Origin of the sequence: Paraburkholderia bryophila (assembly GCF_003269035.1) — a bacterium.
Taxonomy (GTDB): domain Bacteria; phylum Pseudomonadota; class Gammaproteobacteria; order Burkholderiales; family Burkholderiaceae; genus Paraburkholderia; species Paraburkholderia bryophila.
Window position 1 is genome coordinate 58,802 of record NZ_QLTK01000021.1, and the last position, 18,378, is coordinate 77,179.

An 18,378-nucleotide genomic window follows, 5' to 3' on the forward strand; every position below is an offset into this window, starting at 1 on the left:
GACGCCTCCACAAACGTGAACTTTTCAATCAATAGAGCGGTTAGCTATGGAAAATTGCAGTTGTGTGACCGACATTCAAATTCCGACGCCGACACGATCAAAGAGCAGCTTGCGCATGCCGGTGTATTTGCGTCGTCGCTTTATTGGGCGGGCATTCATTACACGCGTCCAATGCCCCTGCATCGAAGAGGCGCTGCCCGTAGCAGTGCTGAAGTATGTGATTGTGCTAATGGAGGACAGCAGGTTGCGTCGATTGATTTCCATCTCGCCATGGAGCGCCGAAAAAGCCGCAAGCGCCAGTGTTGCTCCACTACAACAGGCGGCAGTTCCCTCACCGTTCAAATCCCACTATTCGACCAGTTGAATCCAACCGTAAGAACTGAAACAAAAGGTGCGCACGTTTCTTGCTGGAGTGCGTCCGGACAGCAAGCCTTTCGGCCCGCAACACAAGGCTTTGCCCGCCGCCCGTACACCGTCGACATTGCGCCCCCACCCGGCTCACGGGTGGTCTTCGGGCTCGGTTTGTGAGAGTATTCTGCGCATTCACTTATAGAGAAGAGTCATGCTAGCAGGTCGCAAATATCTGGTTACAGGCGCCGGCGGTTTCATCGGTAGTCACCTTGTCGAAGCGCTCGTGCGCGGCGGGGCCGATGTAACGGCAATGGTCAAATACGGTTCAGCGTCCAGCTGGGGAAATCTTGATTTCGTGCATGACGAAGTGAAGGGACAGTTCCGCGTCGTAGCCGGCAATATCGACGACGGAGATTTCGTTGCGCACGCCGTCGAAGGCATGGACGTGGTATGCCATCTGGCCGCGCTCATCGCCATTCCGTATTCGTATGTCGCGCCGCGCAGCTACATTCGCACGAACGTGGAAGGCACCCTCAACGTGCTCGAAGCGGCGCGCCGCTTCTCGGTCGGCCGTGTGGTGCACACCAGCACGTCGGAAGTCTACGGCACCGCGTTGCGCGTGCCCATCGACGAAACGCACCCCCTTCAAGGGCAGTCGCCGTATTCGGCATCGAAGATCGGCGCCGACAAGATTGCCGAGAGCTACTACCGGTCGTTTAACACCGGCGTTGTCACTCTGCGCCCATTCAACACCTTTGGCCCGCGCCAATCTGCTCGAGCGTTCCTCCCCACGATCATTGCACAAGCGGCCACGCAGGACGAAATCCGCCTGGGCTCACTGACGCCTGAGCGCGACATGACATTCGTTACGGATACCGCAGCCGGCTTCATCGCTGCAGCAACAACGCCGGGCATCGAAGGCGAAACCATCAACTTGGGCACCGGCTCGACGTACACAGTTGGACACTTCGCGGACCGCATTCTGAAATTGATGGGCGCCGACAACAAACCTATCGTGCAGGAAGCCGCACGCATGCGTCCGGAGAAGAGTGAAGTGCTGAAGCTTGTGTCTGACAATGCCCGCGCCGCCCAACTCATGGGCTGGACACCCAAAGTCAGCCTTGATGACGGCCTGATGCAGACCATCGACTTCGTACGCAAGAACATTCGCCTGTACCGTCCGACGGTCTACACGGTCTAGCCCTCGAAGTTCGTCCAATTTGGAGCATCTTATGAAAGCAGTCATCATGGCTGGCGGCAAGGGTACCCGCCTCCAGCCATACACAGCACTGTTCCCGAAGCCGCTAATGCCGCTCGGTGATATGCCCGTCATCGAATTGCTGTTGCATCAGTTGAAGAAGGCAGGCGTCACCGAGGTCTTTCTCGCCGTGAATCACCTGCATCATCTGATCCGCGCATTTTGCGGAGATGGTTCGCGCTTTGGTCTGAAGCTCGACTACAGTCTGGAAGACAGCCCGCTTGGTACGGCCGGCCCGCTTGGTGGCCTCATGGATAAGCTCGAGGGCAACTTCATCGTCACCAATGGCGACCTGCTAACTACGCTCGATCTGCGCAAGCTGATTGCCGCCCACATCGAACACAATGCGACGGCCACCATCAGTGTGTACGAGCGGGAAGTCAAGATCGACTTCGGCCTCGTGCAGACCGACGTCAACATGAACTTGACCGGTTACCTGGAGAAGCCGGTGACGCGTCATCTTGTAAGCATGGGGCTATACGTGTTGAACCGCGACGCGGTGTCGCACCACATCAAGCCCGACACCTATTTCGATATGCCGGATCTGATGAAGGCGTTGGTTGCCGAGGGCAATAGCGTTCACTGTCATCAGCAGGCAGACAGTTTCTGGCTCGACATCGGCCGCCCGGATGACTATGCGACCGCTCAGCAGATCTTCGCCGAAAAGCGCGAGTTGTTCTTACCCGTCTGATCAATGCGCGTTCTCATCACCGGCGCAAGCGGCTTCATCGGCAAAAACCTCGTCGCTCAACTCGCACATAGAGGCGTCGAAACAATTGCCGTGAGCCGGCGCACCCGTGCGTCGGCCACTTCCCTAACCGACGGGCACGCTCACCGGATTCTGGCTTGCCCTGACGATCTCGATCAGGTCCGCAAGCTGCTGCGCAATGTCGCGCCGCAGGTCGTCATTCATCTGGCAGGTAGCGCATCGGCGCCTTCGTTGGCGGATCTCTATCAGGTCAACACGATCTTCGGTGCGAACCTGCTGCAAGCGGCTGCGGAGCTTCCCGCCGCGCCCAAAGTGCTGCTGATTGGCAGCGCAGCCGAATATGGCCCCGTACCGGATGCCGAGTTGCCGGTTCGCGAGACGTTTCACTGTCGTCCGAACACGCCATATGGCGTCACCAAACTAGCCCAAACTCTGCATGGCCTTGCTGCTGCCGCCAATGGCCTGCCTGTCACGGTCGCCCGCGTCTTCAATCCGATTGGCGCCGGCATGTCGACATCGCTCGCTCTCGGCAGCTTTGCCGACCAGATCTCGCGCTTCGGCAAAGAGGGCGGCACACTCTTCACGGGTGACCTTGAGGTCGAGCGCGATTTCATTGACGTCGGTGAGGCGAGCCGCCTGCTTGTCGAGCTCGCATTGAACGTTGATGCCACAGGCGACATAGTCAATGTATGCACCGGCGTCGGATACAGCCTGCTGGACCTGACTCAACGGCTCATCGCCGCGTCAGGCTTACAAGTGCAACTGCGATACGAAAGAGCGCGAGTCGGCAACAGCAACGTGCGGCGATTTGTTGGGCATCCAGGAAAGCTGGAAACCTTAGGTTTATCTGTAAAACCACCGAACATGGACTCGTTATTGCCGGCCATGCTGCTGCAAGCTCCAGGACCGCAGCGATAGTCGGCGCCCCTATTCTGTAATACCGGCGCGTCCGGCTCCAAAGCGCTGAATCACACTCGGATCCCCGAGTGCGTTTCACCGTACGCACCCCTGTTTGTTGAGATCGAAGTCAAAGATGGCACTGTCGGACACTACTCATAAACTGTGCAACGGTTGCGGTCACGCAAGCTTCCGATTGTTCGCCACTCGCGCAGATGGCGCCCGGATCGAACAATGCGAGTACTGCGGACTGGGTGTAATCGAGCACCCTCCGGCCAATCCGAGCGCATTTTATGGTGACACTTACTACGCCAGCGGCAAGGAAAGCGGATACGCCGACTACCGTTTGGCCGCAGAACACGGCGTGGGCTGGGCCGTCAATCTGATCACCCTGCTTCGTCGCGACGGCAAAATTCTAGACATCGGCTGTGCGGATGGCTATTTGCTGCGCAGACAAGGTGGCGCGTTCGAGCGTTTCGGCATCGAGGTGAATCCAAAAATGGCGGAGGAGGCGGCTAACGCGGGCATTCAGATCATCAGCCGCGATTTGTTAGAAGCGGGTCTCGCGCAACGCTATGAAAAAACCTTCGACGTAATCACTTCAATCGCGGTATTCGAGCATTTGCCCGATTTCGCGGGCGGCATAGCGACCGCAATCCGCATGCTTAAAGACGAGGGCATTCTACTGTTTGAAGTGCCTGTCATGTCGGCGCACGCAAGCAACGCGGCATGGCTGCATAGTTCATTCGAACATATTTACTACCCGACCTCCAACGCACTCCAGCATATCGTCGAAGAACGGCTGAAATGCCACCTTGTCGGTGCGGAACTGCTGATCAAAGACTATGCGTCCACCTACGCGGGCTTCATCGTGAAATCGGCGGCGCATGCGGCCTTACTGCGGCCGCTTTTGAGCCGCCTACTCGCTGACGACAGCGACGATCATGCGGCGCTTACTATCGACGAAAGGCGAGCCCGCACACATTTGCGCCTGATGCATATGGCGCAGACTTCGGAAGCCTCGGTCCAAGGCATCCGGGAACTCGACCATAGCGAGTACACCGAACCCTTGATCGGCCGCATCGCACAACTCTGGACTGCCGATCTGCAACGACTTCGCTGCCGGACCGAGCAGATGGAAAAAATAGCGTTAGAGCGCGACAGCTTCAAAGAAGAATCTGAGGCCTGGCAGAAATCCTGGCGGCAAAAGTCGGAGCAATTAGCTAACGAAACGCGTCGCTTGAGCGCGCGACTAGATGTCGCACAGCGCGATTCGCGGCTCAATACCGCGCAGGCGAGCCAAGCCGTGATTGCCGAAATGGAGCGGGTTTCCGCGCTTGAGGCCCAACTTCAGGACGCGATCGCGAAGACGCGCGCGGCAGAAGATCGCGAAGCACGGGCCAAAGCCAGAGCTGAGGTGGAAGCGCAGCATCGTTACGTCGCGGCCGAAGCGCAACTGCAGATGATCTATGGCAGCACGTTGTGGCGCCTCACGTCGCCTCCCCGCCGGCTGGCTGCGCGCCATCCACGCGCGGTGCGGCGGCTGCGCCAGCTGGCCAAGCTAGTGTATTGGACCGTCAGGCTCAAGCTCTTTTCAAAGTTGCGCGAGGTCAAAGCGCGCCGTGCGGCGGCGCTTGATCCTGCTCTGCCCTACGCCACCAGCAGCCAGGCTGACAGCACGCCGGGGCCAACCGCCGCGCTGTTGCCGGTCGCCGGTGTGCTACCCGAGCCCATGCGCTCAATCGAAACCGACCCATGGCCGGACGACAGGCCGCTGGTGAGCGTCGTGATTCCATGCTTCAACTACGGGCACCTGGTCGGAGAAGCGATTCGCTCGGTCGAAGCGCAGACGTTCCAAGATATTGAAATCATCGTCGTCGAGGGCGGATCGAGTTCTGTCGAGTCGCGGCGCGCACTGGCAGCACTTGCCGAACAGCCGTCCACGAAGGTACGGATTCTGTTGCAGGAAAAACCCTATCGTGCCGGCGCAAATCGCAATTTCGGCATCAGTCATGCACGTGGCAAATACGTGTGCTGCCTCGATGCCGATGACCGTCTCGCGCCGACCTATCTGGAAAAAGCGCTGTTCATGCTGGAGTCGTACGACTACGACGTCGTGTCGCCCGCCTTGCAATTTTTCGGCGAGCGCTCGGACGTGTTTGCCCCATGCGAGCGGCCCGACCTCGACATGCTGGTGCATGGCAATCACGTAGTCACGTGCGCGGTATTCCGGCGCTCGCTATGGCAAAAGGCAGGGGGCTATCGCGACTCCGATCCAGCCACCGGACATCTTCACGAGGACTGGCTGTTCTGGGTGCGTATCGCCGCGCTCGGCGCGCGCTTCCTGAACCTGCGTGAACCACTGTTCTTCTACCGCAGCCACGGCGCCACGCTCAGCAACAGTGACTCGGTTCTGGACAACGAATTGCAGGCGCAGCTCATCCGCCAATTCAACGCCGACGTGCTCACGCCCGAGGCGTTCAGCAACGCACGCCTGCGCGCTCGCGCCCAAACCCGCTCGCCGAGACCTTTGCGCAATCTGCTACGCGATCATGGGTCTGGGCAGGACCGCCGCACGATGCTGCTGGCCGTCCCATATCTGATTCTCGGCGGCGCTGAGCGTCTGTTGAGCGCACTCGTGAACCATCTATCCGCGTGTGGATGGCATGTCATCATCGTCAGTACCATCCACAGCGATGATTCGAACGGCGACACGACTTCGTGGTTCGAGCAGGCGGCGCCGGAAATCTACCACCTGCCCAGGTTCCTGAGTCCGGAACGTTGGAAGGACTTTGTCGACTACCTCTTTGCCAGCCGGAACATCTCCGTGCTGTGGATTGTCGGCAGCGCATTCTTCTACGACTACCTCCCGGCCTTGAAGCACCGCCACCCCAGTCTGAAAGTCGCCGACCTGCTGTTCAACCCCGTTGGACATACGGCCAACAATCGCCGCTACGCCGCCTTTATCGACCTGAACCTCGTCGAAAACCATGAGGTGCGGCAATGGTTGATCGACGCGGGTGAATCGCCGGAGCGCATCCGTCTTATTACCAGCGGTGTTGATCTCGAGATCAACCACCCGGGTCCTAGGGACGAAGCCCTGATGGCCGAGTACGGCATACCGCCGGGCAACGTGATAGTCGGTTTTTCGGGCCGCTGGTCGGAAGAGAAGGATCCCCTTGGCTTTGTAGAAATTGCGAAGCGGCTGCCTGCAGGCCTTCCGGTCACTTTTGTCATCACCGGCACCGGGCCGTTGCAGGCAGAGCTCAGGCAAGCGGTGCACAACATGGAGTTCCGCCGCGGCAGATTCGTGGTGTGCGGCCCCGTACCGGACGTCGGACCGGTTCTTCGTCTCTATGACATTCTGTTATTGCCGTCGCGGATCGATGGACGCCCTAACATTGTCATGGAAGCGCTCGCCAACGGCGCGGCTGTCATTGCGTCGCGAGTTGGGGCAGTGCCTCACATGATGGAAGAAGGCGTGCAGGGTTACCTGTGCGAGCCCGGAGACTACCAAAGCTTCGCCGATCGCGTCGCAGAGCTGGCGACAAATCCGGGCAAGCTCGCGACCTTCCGGCTCGAGGCGAGAAAATTTGCCGAACGCAATCTCGACATTCGTGCAATGGTCGACGAATATGCGCACTGCTTCGGCGCCCTCGCCAGCGAGCATGATGCCGCGCTGAATTCGCCGCGGAAACCCGTTCGCGAGGCGGCATCCGAATCGACGGCAAGCTGACGCGAGCCGCCGACTCGAATCAGGCGCCGAAGCTACAGCAACTTTTGCGCACAACAGCCGTATCGGCCGAGGTGCCTCGCTGGCCGGCCCGCGTGTCGATCAAATAGCGCGAGCGAAACGGTCGCCGCACAGCGTTATTTACAATGGGCATCGGGATGCAACGAACCTCGCGTGTCTGCCTTGCGAAGTCTGCATGGAAGCCAGAGTTGGCCACCTACCCTTGCTAGCGGAACTACTGAATCAGAGCAATGCACAACGAAACGATCAAAGTCCTCGTCCCTCGCCTACCGAATGCGGCCGCGCTCCAGCCTTATCTCGCGCGTATCGACGCCGCAGGTATTTACAGCAACTATGGTCCGCTCAGCCGCGAATTCAGTGCCCGACTGGCGCAGTTGGCGGGCGCGCCGTACGTCACCCTGACCTCCAACGGCACGAGCGCGATTGAACTGGCGCTGCGGGCCAAAGCACTGCCGGGCAGGCGGTATTGCCTGATGCCTGCTTATACCTTCATTGCCAGCGCACACGCGGTCTGTAATGCCGGGCTTACGCCGATGCTACTCGACGTGTCGCAGGAAACGCTGACGCTGACGCCGCAAATCGCCGAGGCGGCGCTTTCAAGCCTCGACGAGTCCCCAGGAGCCGTGCTGGTGATCAGCGCCTTCGGTGCGCCGCCTGACCAGGCGGCGTGGGCAGCGTTCGAGGCCCGCACCGGCATTCCCGTCGTGTTCGACGCCGCCGCAGCCGCCACCGCGCTGCACGGAGTCGGCAAGCAGCCGGTCTGCGTCAGCCTGCACGCGACCAAGGTTTTGGGGATCGGCGAAGGCGGTGCGATTTTTTCGTCGGACGAGAACCTGGTGCGACACACGACTGCGATGACCGGTTTCGGTTTTGTTGGAGCCGAACGCGTATCGGCAATTCGCGGCGGCAACTATCGCATCTCCGAATATGCGGCGGCGGTCGGTCTCGCCGTGCTGGATGGGCTGCCGGCACGCCTTGCCACACTGAGCTCGATCACGGCCGCGTACCGGGCAAGGCTGCAAGGCAAGGCGGCTTGCCTGCAGAGCGGCGTCGGCGACGAATGGGTTACGATGACCTTGAACGTCATCGTCCCCGCTGAGGCTCTGCAAGTCACGATCGATAAACTGGATGCGGCGAAAATCGAATGGCGCCGTTGGTGGGGACCCGGTTGCCATCTACATCCAGCATTCGCCGATGTGCCGCGCGGCGATCTCAGCAACACCGAAGCAATCGCGCCGCGCGTGATCGGACTGCCGTTTCACGACCGTTTATCGGAACAAGACCTGGACCAGATCACTCACTGCCTGCCATGAGCACCGCCCCTCTTCTCTCATACATCGTCCTGTCGTACAACTACGAACACTATATCAATTCGACGATTCGCAGCATTCTCGATCAGACTGTGCAGGACTTCGAAATCGTGGTGGTGGACGATTGCTCACGAGACAATTCCGTGCGCGTCGTGCGTAGTTTTGGCGACCCGCGCATCCGGATTCTGCAGAACGAAAATAACATGGGTGGGGCGGCAAGCTATAACCGCGCGGTCGAAGCGGCACGCGGCAAATGGCTGGTGAATCTGGATGCAGACGACTGGATCGCTTCGGATAAGGCAGAAATTCAGCTCGCAGCCGTAGAGAAGGATCCGTCGCTAGACGTGATCGGCACGTATGTTGCGTTCTTCGATCAGGACGGCGGCCCGCACGAGGCCGCCCAGCAACTCGAGGGGACCGTCAATCAGCAGCACGAGCTCAACCGTGTCGACACGTGGATCGGTGCGAACCACCTGTGCCGTTCATCGACCATGGTACGGCGCGATGCGCATCTGCGCATTGGTCTGGACGACGCGACAATGGTGCGCGCTCCCGACTACGAGCTATGGACTCGCGCGCTGCGCGAGGGCTGCAAGTTCGCGATCGTACCCGAGCGGTTGACGTCCATCCGCTTGCATTCGAGCGGCGTCACGCATGCCGACCCGCTTGGCTCGTTGTTGGAAATGACTTACGCGATGCTGCGCAATCTCATTCCGCTTGCCGAACAGCGCGCGTTTCATCCGTCGATCGCGCGGATCATTACTTGGGTCTGTCGGCATCATGAGTTGAGCCGGCTGTTGCCCGAACAAGGCTACCGCCTGATCGGCCTCGTGATGGAGCCGCTCGTCTACAAGGACTTCGCGAGTTTCAAGGCTGCGGTCTTCAATGTCGGTGAGCGCGCCGAACTCGCGGCCATCGGACGCCGCTGCCTGAGCCTCTTTAGCCCCGGCGCGGGCCCTTATCAGGAAATCAGCCGCCTGCACAAGGACATCGAGGCTTACCTCGAAGCGCGCGACTACTGGCGTGCCGAGAGCGAAAAGTGGCAGGTCGCCTTTCTGCAGGCGACCGGCGCCGCCAAATAATGTGTCTTGTTTGCGGTACCGCAGGATTCGCTCCGCGTCTCCGGCACCGCGCCCTTTTCAGATGAGTCGCATCCATGCAGAAGCCGAGAATTCTTGCCCTCCTGCCGTTCCTCGTCAAAGGAGCGCTTTCTATCATCGTATTGCGTAGTCTGCGCGAACGTGGCTTCGACGTCACCGTTGCATTTTGCGAGGATGCGTCCGAGATCTATGTCGCCGATCCGCTGCTTGACTTCGCAGCGGACGGTCATCTGATCGACTTGACGAAGGTGAACCGTCATCTACAGTTCGAGACGCTTTTGCAACAAATCAGGAACCGCGACATCAACCTGATCCTGCAACTCGGTGCGAGCGATCTGTACCACAATCTGCCGTACTGGAAAGAAGAAATACCGTCGCTGCGTATTGTCGACACGTTGTACAACGAATTCGGCCAGACGCTGAATCACTTTCTCTACGAACGTTGTATGGACGGCGTCATTGTCGAGAGCGACTACATGTGCAAGTTCGTCAAGCAAGCCTCGTTGCAAGCGCAGCCGAACGTGCAGATCGTTCACAGCGGCATCGATCTGACGGACTTTGTGCCGAAGACCGGCGCGAACCGGTGCGACAAACGCCTGACGGTCGGCTATGTCGGCCGTATGTCGGTAGAAAAGAACCCCATGGGTTTCGTCGACCTTGCTGAGAGGCTATTCGATTCACAACCGAATGTCGAGTTTCTGCTATTTGGCGGAGGCAATCAGGCGGACGCAGTGCGGCAGCGCGTGGAACAAAGTCCTGCGGCTGCACGCCTAAGCTACAAAGGTTTCGCCAAACACACCGCCGACGCGTTGCACGAACTCGATATCCTGGTAGTCCCGTCAAAATTCGACGGGCGCCCGAACGTCATCATGGAAGCCAATGCTTGCGGCGTACCGGTGATCGCCGCGCCGGTAGGCGGCATCCCGGAACTGATCGAGGAGGGCCGCAACGGGTTCCTGATCGGCCCCACCGAAACAGACCGAGTTGCACACCTGCTTGCCGGTTTGCTCGACGAGCCCAGTAAGCTTGGCGTGCTCAAGCAAGCGTCGAGAGAAATCGCGTTGTCGAAATTCGATCGGGCCCACATGTTCGACGCCTACGAATCGACGCTGATCGTTTTTGCCTCAGCCTGAGGTCTCGCCTGTCGACTCACGTGCCGCTACTACCCGCCGCGTCCCGCAGAGAACTTACGCTTGATGCGCGCCATCACGCTTCGTCCTTTCACGTACACCCTCCGAAGCGTCCAGATTCCGGGAATTCGCATGGCGATAGAACGCAAACGGCTTCTTGAAACAGCCAACGGGTACATGAGCTTTGCGAGTTCGTTGGCGTACTCCATGACATGGTTAGGCGTCATCTGTATGACCAGTTTTTCGCGCGCTTCGATCGCCTTGCGGTAGTAGTCGTCTAGTTCCTGTTGCCGCACAGACGCGTCCGATTCCTGCGCAGGCACACGGTAGGCAGACGTCACCTTGTCGATCAACTCGAAATCCTGGGCCTGCGAATATCGAACCCACAGGTCCCAATCTTCGAGTCGATCGAGATTCACGTCGAAGCCGCCGTATCGGTCGAACAGATCGCGCCTGAACAGGATGCTCTGAATGGGAATGAAATTGTGATGCCAGATCGCCGGTCGTGAAAAGCGCTCGCGATAGACGACATAGCGCCTGACGTCGCGGTACACCCAAGGCTCTGCACTGATCACCTCGGTGTCGACCTGGAAAGCCAGTGAGTAGACGGCGGCAAGATCCGGTCGTTCTGACAAGCGCGGAGCAAGAACCTCGACATGATCCGCAAACAGCAGGTCGTCGTCGTCGAGAAAACAGGCATACGCGCCGGTCGCTGCGGCGAGCCCGGCATTGCCTCCCGCGCACCGCCCACCTTTCGGAATCGAGTGGTACTGCACGGCCTTCAGCGTGCCGCTGGCCGCCACTTCAGCTACGAACGCCTCGGCTTGCGTCGAACCGTCCTCAATGACGATCAGTTCGACGTTGGGATACGTCTGGTTCTGCACCGAGCGTACTGCCTCCCGAAGCTTGCCCAAGCGGCCAGCAACCGTGCGGACGATGATGCTGACGAGCGGAACATTCGAGTCCAGCGAGCCGAACACGAAAAATGGGCCTTCTCGTGACAGTTCGTAATCCCAACCTCGAAACGAAAACCTGATCTCCGATTTCTTGCGCGTTCGCAGAAAGTAAAACCCGTCCCGCGCAATTTTTCTCAGGCCGGCCAGCAAGCCCTTCAGACGCCCCGGTATTGGCAATGGGACAAACAACAAGGCGATGTACATCGCCAAACCGACAAGAATTTCGCCTAACGATCCGTACCGCAGTCTCAGCAGAATGTTGGCCACCGTACTGCCAAAAAACTGTGCAGGTTTTGACTCATTCGGCGTCTCGTACGTGTAGTGCCAGCACACGGCGTCGACGCAGTATCGCAATACGTAGCCGCGGTCACGCAGTCGGTACGACAACTCGACATCCTCTCCGTACAAAAACAGACGCGGCTCGTAGCCTCCGACCGCCGCGAGCGCCGAACGCCGGAACAATATGCAGGCGCTCGATGCCCAGTTGACTTCGAGAGTAACCGGGTCGTAGTACTTCGGATGCTCGTACGGCTTCTGCCTGAACTCCCACGCAGCAACCTTGCTGCCATCGCTCCTCGCCATTTGCACGGCGCGCTCGATCGCCAATTCATCAAACGTCAGATCGACATTCGTGACGAGAAAGAACACGCTGCTTCCGCGCGCGAGATTGGCGTTGTGGCCAAGACCAAAGCCAACATTTTCGCCGCACATCAGCGAAACGGACGCGAAACGGTGTTCGTCTTTTCCGATCAGTTCGCGCAGGGTTGCAATCGTGCCGTCGCTCGATCCGTTGTCGCGAATCAGCAGCGATATCTTCTCGAGCGGGTAGCGCTGAACAGCCAGACTCTTCCAGAACCCTTCGAGCCAGCGCTCGGAGTTAAATGTAACGATCGACAGATCGATTGGGGGCAGTTCAGAGGGTTCGAACATAGCGTCAAAAAAAGAAACCGAAAAGGTGCTTCCCTTGTCATCTTCCTTGCAAAGGGCGAGCTTAATATCTGTCAGATTCCGTCCGTGCCGACCCTCGATGCCGCCGCACCCTGGCGTTAATGGGCGAGTAATCAAGAAGCTGGAGTTTCGCACGCAGCAGGGCGTGCGGCACCTCGGCACCTATTGAGGTTTAGCGCCGCACTGAGCTCGGCTCAGTGACGCAAGCGACTCGTGCCCGCTACACTTCCCAAGCATTGCGCGAACGTCGTCGCGCGGCAGTTTTTTCGGACGGTTGATGCTGCCTGCATGACGGAACAATCGACCGTGGCCGCAAAACGGTCACGGCAGCCTGTCGTAATCGAGGGCCTGCGCAAGATTCGCGCGACTCGCATCATCGGGAAATTACGTGTCCTGACGTGGCAGCTTTAACCTTGCGACGATCTCGGCTCGTATGCCCGCCCCTTGTGGGTTGATTGCCAAGGACGTTCGCGAATCATACTGGTAAGCCCCTCGCGTCACAACTCGCGTGGAGCGAAGTAGACTGACCCTGGATGGCCGACGCCGCCAATGCGCAACTGGCGAGGTCAAGCGGTGCCGGCGTTTGAGCGTCGGCGGCGGGTCCGTCTGGCGAGTCGGCCAGACACTTTTACTTACCATTTTTTTGCCACGGATATCTGGAGCGGCTCAATCACCTCCGCCAGCCGGACTAGATCGCCTGACAACTTCGGCAAACACTCCAAATAACTCCATTCCCGTTATATAAAAAATCCCTCCATTCCATAACATGCATTAATTCCGCAAGTCCTGACAATTTCAATATGATTAAATATCTTTTCCCAATCTAAAATCACGAAAACATAAACCCGTTATCTAACTTGCGAAACTCATCAGTGACGCATGAATGAACATTGAATTAAAAAACACGCTCTCTGCTGGCGCGGTTCGTGTTCGGCGCTCGAACAGCCTTCGGCGCAGGTGCCCAATCGCTCGCAGCCGCAGCCGCAGCCGCAATCGAGCAAACCGAAGACAACAACGCATAGTCGCGGCGCCGAGCACGTTCGCCGCGGACCGCCCTACAGCCCCCAGAAGGCCCGCTCGCGCCGGGGATTGTCATAGTCGGCGCGAGCGAGCAAGTTCGGCTAGTGCCATCCCCCGCGCGAGTTTACCTGCGCCTCGGTCACCCGCAGAGCGCAGACTGCAAGCTAGATAAGATACAATTGCCGGTCGCCCAATCAGCCTAGGCGCTAGGTTTACGGCACGCCCTGTATTTAAGGCCTTTGTACATTTTTACCGAACATAGTCAACGCGAATGTATTTTGCTATTAACGATCTGTACGCGAGCGCGGTCCGATGGCGTCTATGGACGCTGCTTGGTTGGCTCGAAATCCGGCAGCGATATGCAAGGTCGCGAGTCGGACCTTTCTGGCTGACAATTAGCACGAGCGTTATGATTACGTCCATTGGCCTCGTGTATGGAACGCTGTTTGGCCAGAACATGCGCGAATACCTGCCGTTTCTCGCGGTCAGTATCGTTTTCTGGACGACGTTTTCGCAAATCGTCAATGAAGGAACGGTCGCTTATATTTCCAGTGCGAATTATATCCGGCAGATCTCTACCCCACGTTCCGTATTCATCTTTCAGGTTATCTGGCGCAACACGATAATACTGGCGCACAATTTCATCCTGATCGTGATATTGCTGGTTCTCTTTGGTAGCAAAGACTATCGGACACTGCCACTATTCATTCCGGGCTTTATCCTGTTTTTGTTGAATGCCTCGTGGATGGCAATGCTCGTCGCGCTCATTTCGGCGCGCTTCCGGGATCTGCCGCAAATTATCGCGGCAATGCTGCAGGTTGCGTTTTACGTTACGCCGATCATCTACAAGCCGACCGCGCTAAATCGTTTCAAATGGGTCGTCACGTACAACCCGCTGACCTACCTGATCAGTCTGGTCAGAGACCCGTTGACCGGCGTGTTCCCTAGCGCCATCACGTGGGGAGTGGGGCTGTCTCTCGTCATTGTCGGTTGGGCGGCTGCACTGTTTCTGACTGGGCGTTACTCGAAACGCATTCCGTATTGGGTCTGACGATGGCACATATTCATCTAAACAACGCGACCCTCGATCTGCCGATTTACGACGTACAAGGTCGCTCGCTCAAAAAGCGTCTCGCGTCGCTGCGCAACCGTGGTGCCGAAGCGGAAAAGAATTCGGACGTCGTCGTCCTGCGGGCATTGAACGATCTGACGCTTCAGATCACAACCGGCGATCGAATCGGCCTGGTCGGCCACAACGGCGCAGGCAAGTCCACGCTGCTTCGTGTTCTCGCGGGTATCTACTCACCGACCTCCGGTACGATCGAGACGCGCGGCAAAACGGTGCCCCTGCTCGATATCAGCTTGGGTATGGATGAGAACTCTACCGGCTGGCAAAACATCCGCCTGCGCGGTTTGCTACTTGGCATGAGCGACAGCGAGATCGCGAGAAAACAGGAAGAAATCGGTCACTTTTCCGAGCTCGGCGATTTTCTTAATCTGCCCATCCGAACCTACTCGACCGGTATGCGAGTACGTCTCGGTTTCGCCATTTCCACCGCTGTAGACGCCGATATTCTGCTGCTGGATGAGGTGATGGGTGTCGGCGACGCCGCATTCAAGGACAAGGCAAACAAGCGGCTGCTCGAGCTTCACGAACGTTCCGAAATCGTAGTGCTTGCTTTGCACGACAATGGCACGATTCGCAAGACCTGCGACAAGGCAATCTGGCTCGAAAAAGGCTCAGTCAGGGAGTTTGGTCCTGTCGAGGATGTACTGCAGGCCTACGAAGCGACCACGGCCTGACGAGAGGCGCGCGCGGCCGCTGGAACTGGAGGTCGCCGTGCGCCAACGGTTAAAACCTTCAGAAGTTTTATCGACCACTCGACGATCAAAAATGATAAAACTGTTCAAGCGCCGAGCCCGCATTTCGAGTGACCGGCCTCCCCGTGAACAGGCAGCCGGCGTCGCGGCCGCGACCACTGAGCAGACACACGCAGTCGATCACTCCGTGTTCGGAGACAGTGCGTTCCGCAAATTCGTCAACGATCACTTCGACCGGGACGCTTATATCGCAAGGTATCCGGACGTCAAGCGAGCTGGGACCAATCCGGTCAGGCATTGGTTGCGCTGGGGGCTCGCCGAGGGTCGCGAGATGTCGCCCAAGATCAGCGTCGCGGTCGACTCAGCGAGAAAAGATCCGACTCAGGGTTGGCAGAATTTCACATGGAAGGGCCATCGGGTCGCCGTGCGGGTTCGTCCGGACCGGCAACGCATCCTCGATCAAATCCGTGAGCAGGCGCAGTTCGACCTCTCCATTTTATCCGCTGGGGCGATGGCTATCGGCGCACTGAAAGAGATCGAAGCCGACGACCTGATGGCCCGCGACCAGATCAACGCCGCGGCAATCTTTGCTTCTTTAGCGGTACGCCCGCGGACGGTCATCGCGATGCCGTTCCTACGTGACGGCGGTCCCGAAAAATATGCGGCCGAGTTGATCGACTCTTTGTCCGGCGAAGATCACACACCCATCCTGATCCTTGTCACCGACGACACTCGGGCATCATCGGCCGGCTGGGAATCGCTTGACATGCTTGCGCCTCTTCGCAAGCATGAGGTCATGTTCTGGCGAGACGCGTGTGGCCCGGCCCACCACAATCCATCCGTGCTTGCACGCTTTCTGAACTCGCTTCGGCCGTCGACAATCGTGGTCAACAATAGCCGTATCGGACTAGAAACCATAGCCAGTTTTGGACGCGGGCTGTCACAACGAGCGCAGCTCTTCTGCGTGTACTTCGACATGGGCCTAGACGGACTCGGCGCGCCTTACGGAGCCAGGTTCCCTCAGCGGACTCTGCCATTCGCTATGGCCGTGACCGACAGCGAACAGACTGCCGCCACCCTGCGCCGCATGTGGGGGGGCAGCCTTGGCGGACCCGGAATCGTTGAACTGAAGCCTAGGATGACCCTACCGGACGATCAAGCAGCCCAGCGCAACGCCGACGACGCCTACGCCGCACAGGTCCGACATATCTTTGGACGCCACATGTGATGGATATCACTGTCTCGATTATTTTTCACAAAGAGGCGGCCTTCGCAGTCCCAGCGTTGGCGAGCATGAAGCTGCTTGTCTCAACTGCTCGCAGCGCCGGCTTGACGGTCGAAGCGCATGCATTCCTAGACAATGCCGACAAACTGACGACGCAAATCGTCGAACAACGTGGCTTCTGGCTCGACGCTATCCAGCACGTCGCGCATGGTGACCTCGGACTGACCCGGAACACCGGCACGCAACGGGCGTCCGGCGACTATCTGGCCTTTATCGACGGAGACGATCTTTGGGGCGCCGCATGGCTCACCGGCGCGCACGCGCAAGCGCGGGAAGAAGCCGCGGCGACAAGATCGATCTGGCATCCGGACAGCATCTTCTACTTTTATGAGAGCGACTTCGATCGCCACTCCACCGACCGATTCGCTCGCGCCGACCCTAAATCTTATTACCTCCGCCATCGTCCGAGCGATTCCCAAGGATTCGACGCCAACGCGCTGTTCCTCGACAATCTATGGACGGCGAACATTTTCGCGCACCGCGAGATTTACGAGCGCTTTCCATACAAGGCGCTGAACAAGGATCTTGGGCTTGGGATAGAAGATTGGAGCTGGAACATCGAGACTTATTCCGCCGGCATTGCGCATCGAACGGTTCCCGACACTGTCCACATCATTCGAGTAAAGGAGGTGGGTTCACTGGGACAATCGAATCAATCGAGCGGCTTGCTGCCCTACCTTCCCGATCAGGCGTTCCCGGCTCTTGGCACAAACAAGGGCGCTGGCTGAATGAGAAAAGCGTACCTGGACGGTATCCGCGGATGGGCGGCGCTTATGGTGCTGTTCAGCCATCTGGTGCATAACTTCGCCGCACAAGCAGCACCCGCGCTCAACAAACCGGTACTTCTTTTTCCGACGGATGGCGCGCTCGCGGTCTATTTCTTCTTTGTCGTTTCCGGCTTCGCCCTGTCGACGCGCTTCGTAAATACGGGCGCTGTCCGCGACGTGACCTCAATGGCGATTCGCCGCTATCCCAGGCTGTTCATTCCGATCGCCGTTGCGACTGCGATGAGTTTCGTCGTTTGGCGAGCCGGTCTGATATTCAGTCATCAGGCCGCGCCACTGGCGAATAGCGATTGGTGGCTGGGCACCTTCTACAACTTTTCGCCTAGCATCTGGGGCGCCGTCAAGTTCGCCACCTTTGACGTCTTCTTCGCCTACAACGGTGAGACCACCTACAACTCGGCGTTCTGGACGATGCAAGTCGAATTGTTCGGATCGATGCTGGTGTTTGGTCTGATGACGGTGTTTGCACCGGCAAAACGCTGGCCGGTTTATCTGGCGAGCTTCGTGATCCTATTGTTTCTGAAAACGCCTATGCTAGCCTTCCTGCTCGGCATGTTCGCCGCTGAAATCGATCGACTGCGCGATGCGAAAAACAAGGCGTCTCAAGCAGTGGAAAACATCGTGGGATACATAGGCATCGCCGCAGTCGTCGGATTTTCGACTTTAGGCCGCAGTTGGTATGACGATCCACGCGCACTGGCGATTGCCGCCTTTGTCTTCGTGATCGCGGTGATGCACGTCGAGCGAGCCCAGCGGTTCTTCCTCAACAGGGTGTCGCAAGCACTGGGGAAAATCTCCTTCCCGTTATATCTCACCCACATGCTCGTAATTTGCAGCCTGTCTTCCTATTTATACGTGCATTGGTTAGCTACGGGAATGAGCAGGCAAGCCGCCTCGAATCTGATGATCGCCGCAACCTTGCCCGCGGTATTTTTGCTGGCGTGGTGCTTTTATCCGATCGAATTGAAGGCTATAGCTCTATCGCGCAGCTTCTCGGATCGATTGCTGGGGCAGCATAACGAACAGGCGGCGCTCACGCGCTCATAAGCGCGCA

14 protein-coding genes are annotated in these 18,378 nt (G+C 58.3%); 13 read left to right on the plus strand and 1 reads right to left on the minus strand.

What is annotated here, in order from left to right:
* The first annotated feature begins 64 nt into the window (after positions 1–64).
* The 8 genes from BX591_RS36210 (at position 65) to BX591_RS25255 (ending at position 10,512) form a co-directional block, all read left to right on the plus strand.
* Positions 65–364: a hypothetical protein gene (locus BX591_RS36210; RefSeq protein ID WP_146749815.1), complete on the plus strand. Its 300-nt coding sequence runs from the start codon at positions 65–67 to the stop codon at positions 362–364.
* A 198-nt stretch (positions 365–562) separates the two neighbouring features.
* On the plus strand, positions 563–1,552 hold the full coding sequence (locus tag BX591_RS25225; protein ID WP_111934051.1) for a GDP-mannose 4,6-dehydratase: 990 nt from the start codon (positions 563–565) through the stop codon (positions 1,550–1,552).
* A 31-nt stretch (positions 1,553–1,583) separates the two neighbouring features.
* The gene (locus BX591_RS25230) at positions 1,584–2,300 is read left to right on the plus strand and encodes a sugar phosphate nucleotidyltransferase (RefSeq protein WP_111934052.1); all 717 of its coding nucleotides are present in this window, start codon (positions 1,584–1,586) and stop codon (positions 2,298–2,300) included.
* A 3-nt stretch (positions 2,301–2,303) separates the two neighbouring features.
* On the plus strand, positions 2,304–3,236 hold the full coding sequence (locus tag BX591_RS25235) for an NAD-dependent epimerase/dehydratase family protein (protein WP_111934053.1): 933 nt from the start codon (positions 2,304–2,306) through the stop codon (positions 3,234–3,236).
* Positions 3,237–3,351: 115 nt separating this feature from the next.
* Positions 3,352–6,951 (plus strand): glycosyltransferase, encoded by a 3,600-nt coding sequence (locus BX591_RS25240; RefSeq protein ID WP_111934054.1) that lies wholly within the window; start codon positions 3,352–3,354, stop codon positions 6,949–6,951.
* A gap of 248 nt (positions 6,952–7,199) precedes the next feature.
* Positions 7,200–8,282, plus strand: coding sequence for a DegT/DnrJ/EryC1/StrS family aminotransferase (locus BX591_RS25245; protein WP_111934055.1), 1,083 nt, complete (start codon positions 7,200–7,202; stop codon positions 8,280–8,282).
* Positions 8,279–9,361, plus strand: a complete 1,083-nt coding sequence (locus BX591_RS25250) for a glycosyltransferase family 2 protein (RefSeq protein ID WP_111934056.1) — start codon at positions 8,279–8,281, stop codon at positions 9,359–9,361. The genes BX591_RS25245 and BX591_RS25250 overlap by 4 nt, the downstream gene beginning before the upstream one ends.
* 74 nt (positions 9,362–9,435) lie before the next feature.
* A complete protein-coding gene (locus BX591_RS25255) occupies positions 9,436–10,512 on the plus strand; it encodes a glycosyltransferase (protein WP_111934057.1) in 1,077 nt (358 codons plus the stop codon).
* Positions 10,513–10,541: 29 nt separating this feature from the next.
* On the opposite strand, the gene BX591_RS25260 is transcribed toward BX591_RS25255, so the two are convergent.
* Positions 10,542–12,548 carry a glycosyltransferase family 2 protein gene (locus tag BX591_RS25260; protein WP_146749816.1) on the minus strand — a complete coding sequence of 669 codons (2,007 nt, stop codon included), beginning with the start codon at positions 12,546–12,548 and terminating at the stop codon, positions 10,542–10,544.
* 1,156 nt (positions 12,549–13,704) lie between these two features.
* Here BX591_RS25260 and BX591_RS25265 point away from each other — a divergent pair.
* The 5 genes from BX591_RS25265 (at position 13,705) to BX591_RS25285 (ending at position 18,371) form a co-directional block, all read left to right on the plus strand.
* Positions 13,705–14,484 carry an ABC transporter permease gene (locus BX591_RS25265; protein ID WP_111934059.1) on the plus strand — a complete coding sequence of 260 codons (780 nt, stop codon included), beginning with the start codon at positions 13,705–13,707 and terminating at the stop codon, positions 14,482–14,484.
* A 2-nt stretch (positions 14,485–14,486) separates the two neighbouring features.
* The gene (locus BX591_RS25270) at positions 14,487–15,236 is read left to right on the plus strand and encodes an ABC transporter ATP-binding protein (RefSeq protein ID WP_111934060.1); all 750 of its coding nucleotides are present in this window, start codon (positions 14,487–14,489) and stop codon (positions 15,234–15,236) included.
* 91 nt (positions 15,237–15,327) lie between these two features.
* On the plus strand, positions 15,328–16,482 hold the full coding sequence (locus tag BX591_RS25275) for a hypothetical protein (RefSeq protein ID WP_111934061.1): 1,155 nt from the start codon (positions 15,328–15,330) through the stop codon (positions 16,480–16,482).
* A complete protein-coding gene (locus BX591_RS25280; RefSeq protein WP_111934062.1) occupies positions 16,482–17,267 on the plus strand; it encodes a glycosyltransferase family A protein in 786 nt (261 codons plus the stop codon). The genes BX591_RS25275 and BX591_RS25280 overlap by 1 nt, the downstream gene beginning before the upstream one ends.
* Positions 17,268–18,371, plus strand: coding sequence for an acyltransferase family protein (locus tag BX591_RS25285; protein WP_111934063.1), 1,104 nt, complete (start codon positions 17,268–17,270; stop codon positions 18,369–18,371).
* Positions 18,372–18,378 lie beyond the last annotated feature (7 nt).

Coding starts and splice junctions, on each gene's coding strand:
- BX591_RS25270 (WP_111934060.1), top strand. CDS start 14,487: ATGGCACATATTCATCTAAACAACGCGACCCTCGATCTGCCGATTTAC.
- BX591_RS25240 (WP_111934054.1), top strand. CDS start 3,352: ATGGCACTGTCGGACACTACTCATAAACTGTGCAACGGTTGCGGTCAC.
- BX591_RS25255 (WP_111934057.1), top strand. CDS start 9,436: ATGCAGAAGCCGAGAATTCTTGCCCTCCTGCCGTTCCTCGTCAAAGGA.
- BX591_RS25285 (WP_111934063.1), top strand. CDS start 17,268: ATGAGAAAAGCGTACCTGGACGGTATCCGCGGATGGGCGGCGCTTATG.
- BX591_RS25245 (WP_111934055.1), top strand. CDS start 7,200: ATGCACAACGAAACGATCAAAGTCCTCGTCCCTCGCCTACCGAATGCG.
- BX591_RS25230 (WP_111934052.1), top strand. CDS start 1,584: ATGAAAGCAGTCATCATGGCTGGCGGCAAGGGTACCCGCCTCCAGCCA.
- BX591_RS25280 (WP_111934062.1), top strand. CDS start 16,482: ATGGATATCACTGTCTCGATTATTTTTCACAAAGAGGCGGCCTTCGCA.
- BX591_RS25265 (WP_111934059.1), top strand. CDS start 13,705: ATGTATTTTGCTATTAACGATCTGTACGCGAGCGCGGTCCGATGGCGT.
- BX591_RS25235 (WP_111934053.1), top strand. CDS start 2,304: ATGCGCGTTCTCATCACCGGCGCAAGCGGCTTCATCGGCAAAAACCTC.
- BX591_RS25250 (WP_111934056.1), top strand. CDS start 8,279: ATGAGCACCGCCCCTCTTCTCTCATACATCGTCCTGTCGTACAACTAC.
- BX591_RS25275 (WP_111934061.1), top strand. CDS start 15,328: ATGATAAAACTGTTCAAGCGCCGAGCCCGCATTTCGAGTGACCGGCCT.
- BX591_RS25225 (WP_111934051.1), top strand. CDS start 563: ATGCTAGCAGGTCGCAAATATCTGGTTACAGGCGCCGGCGGTTTCATC.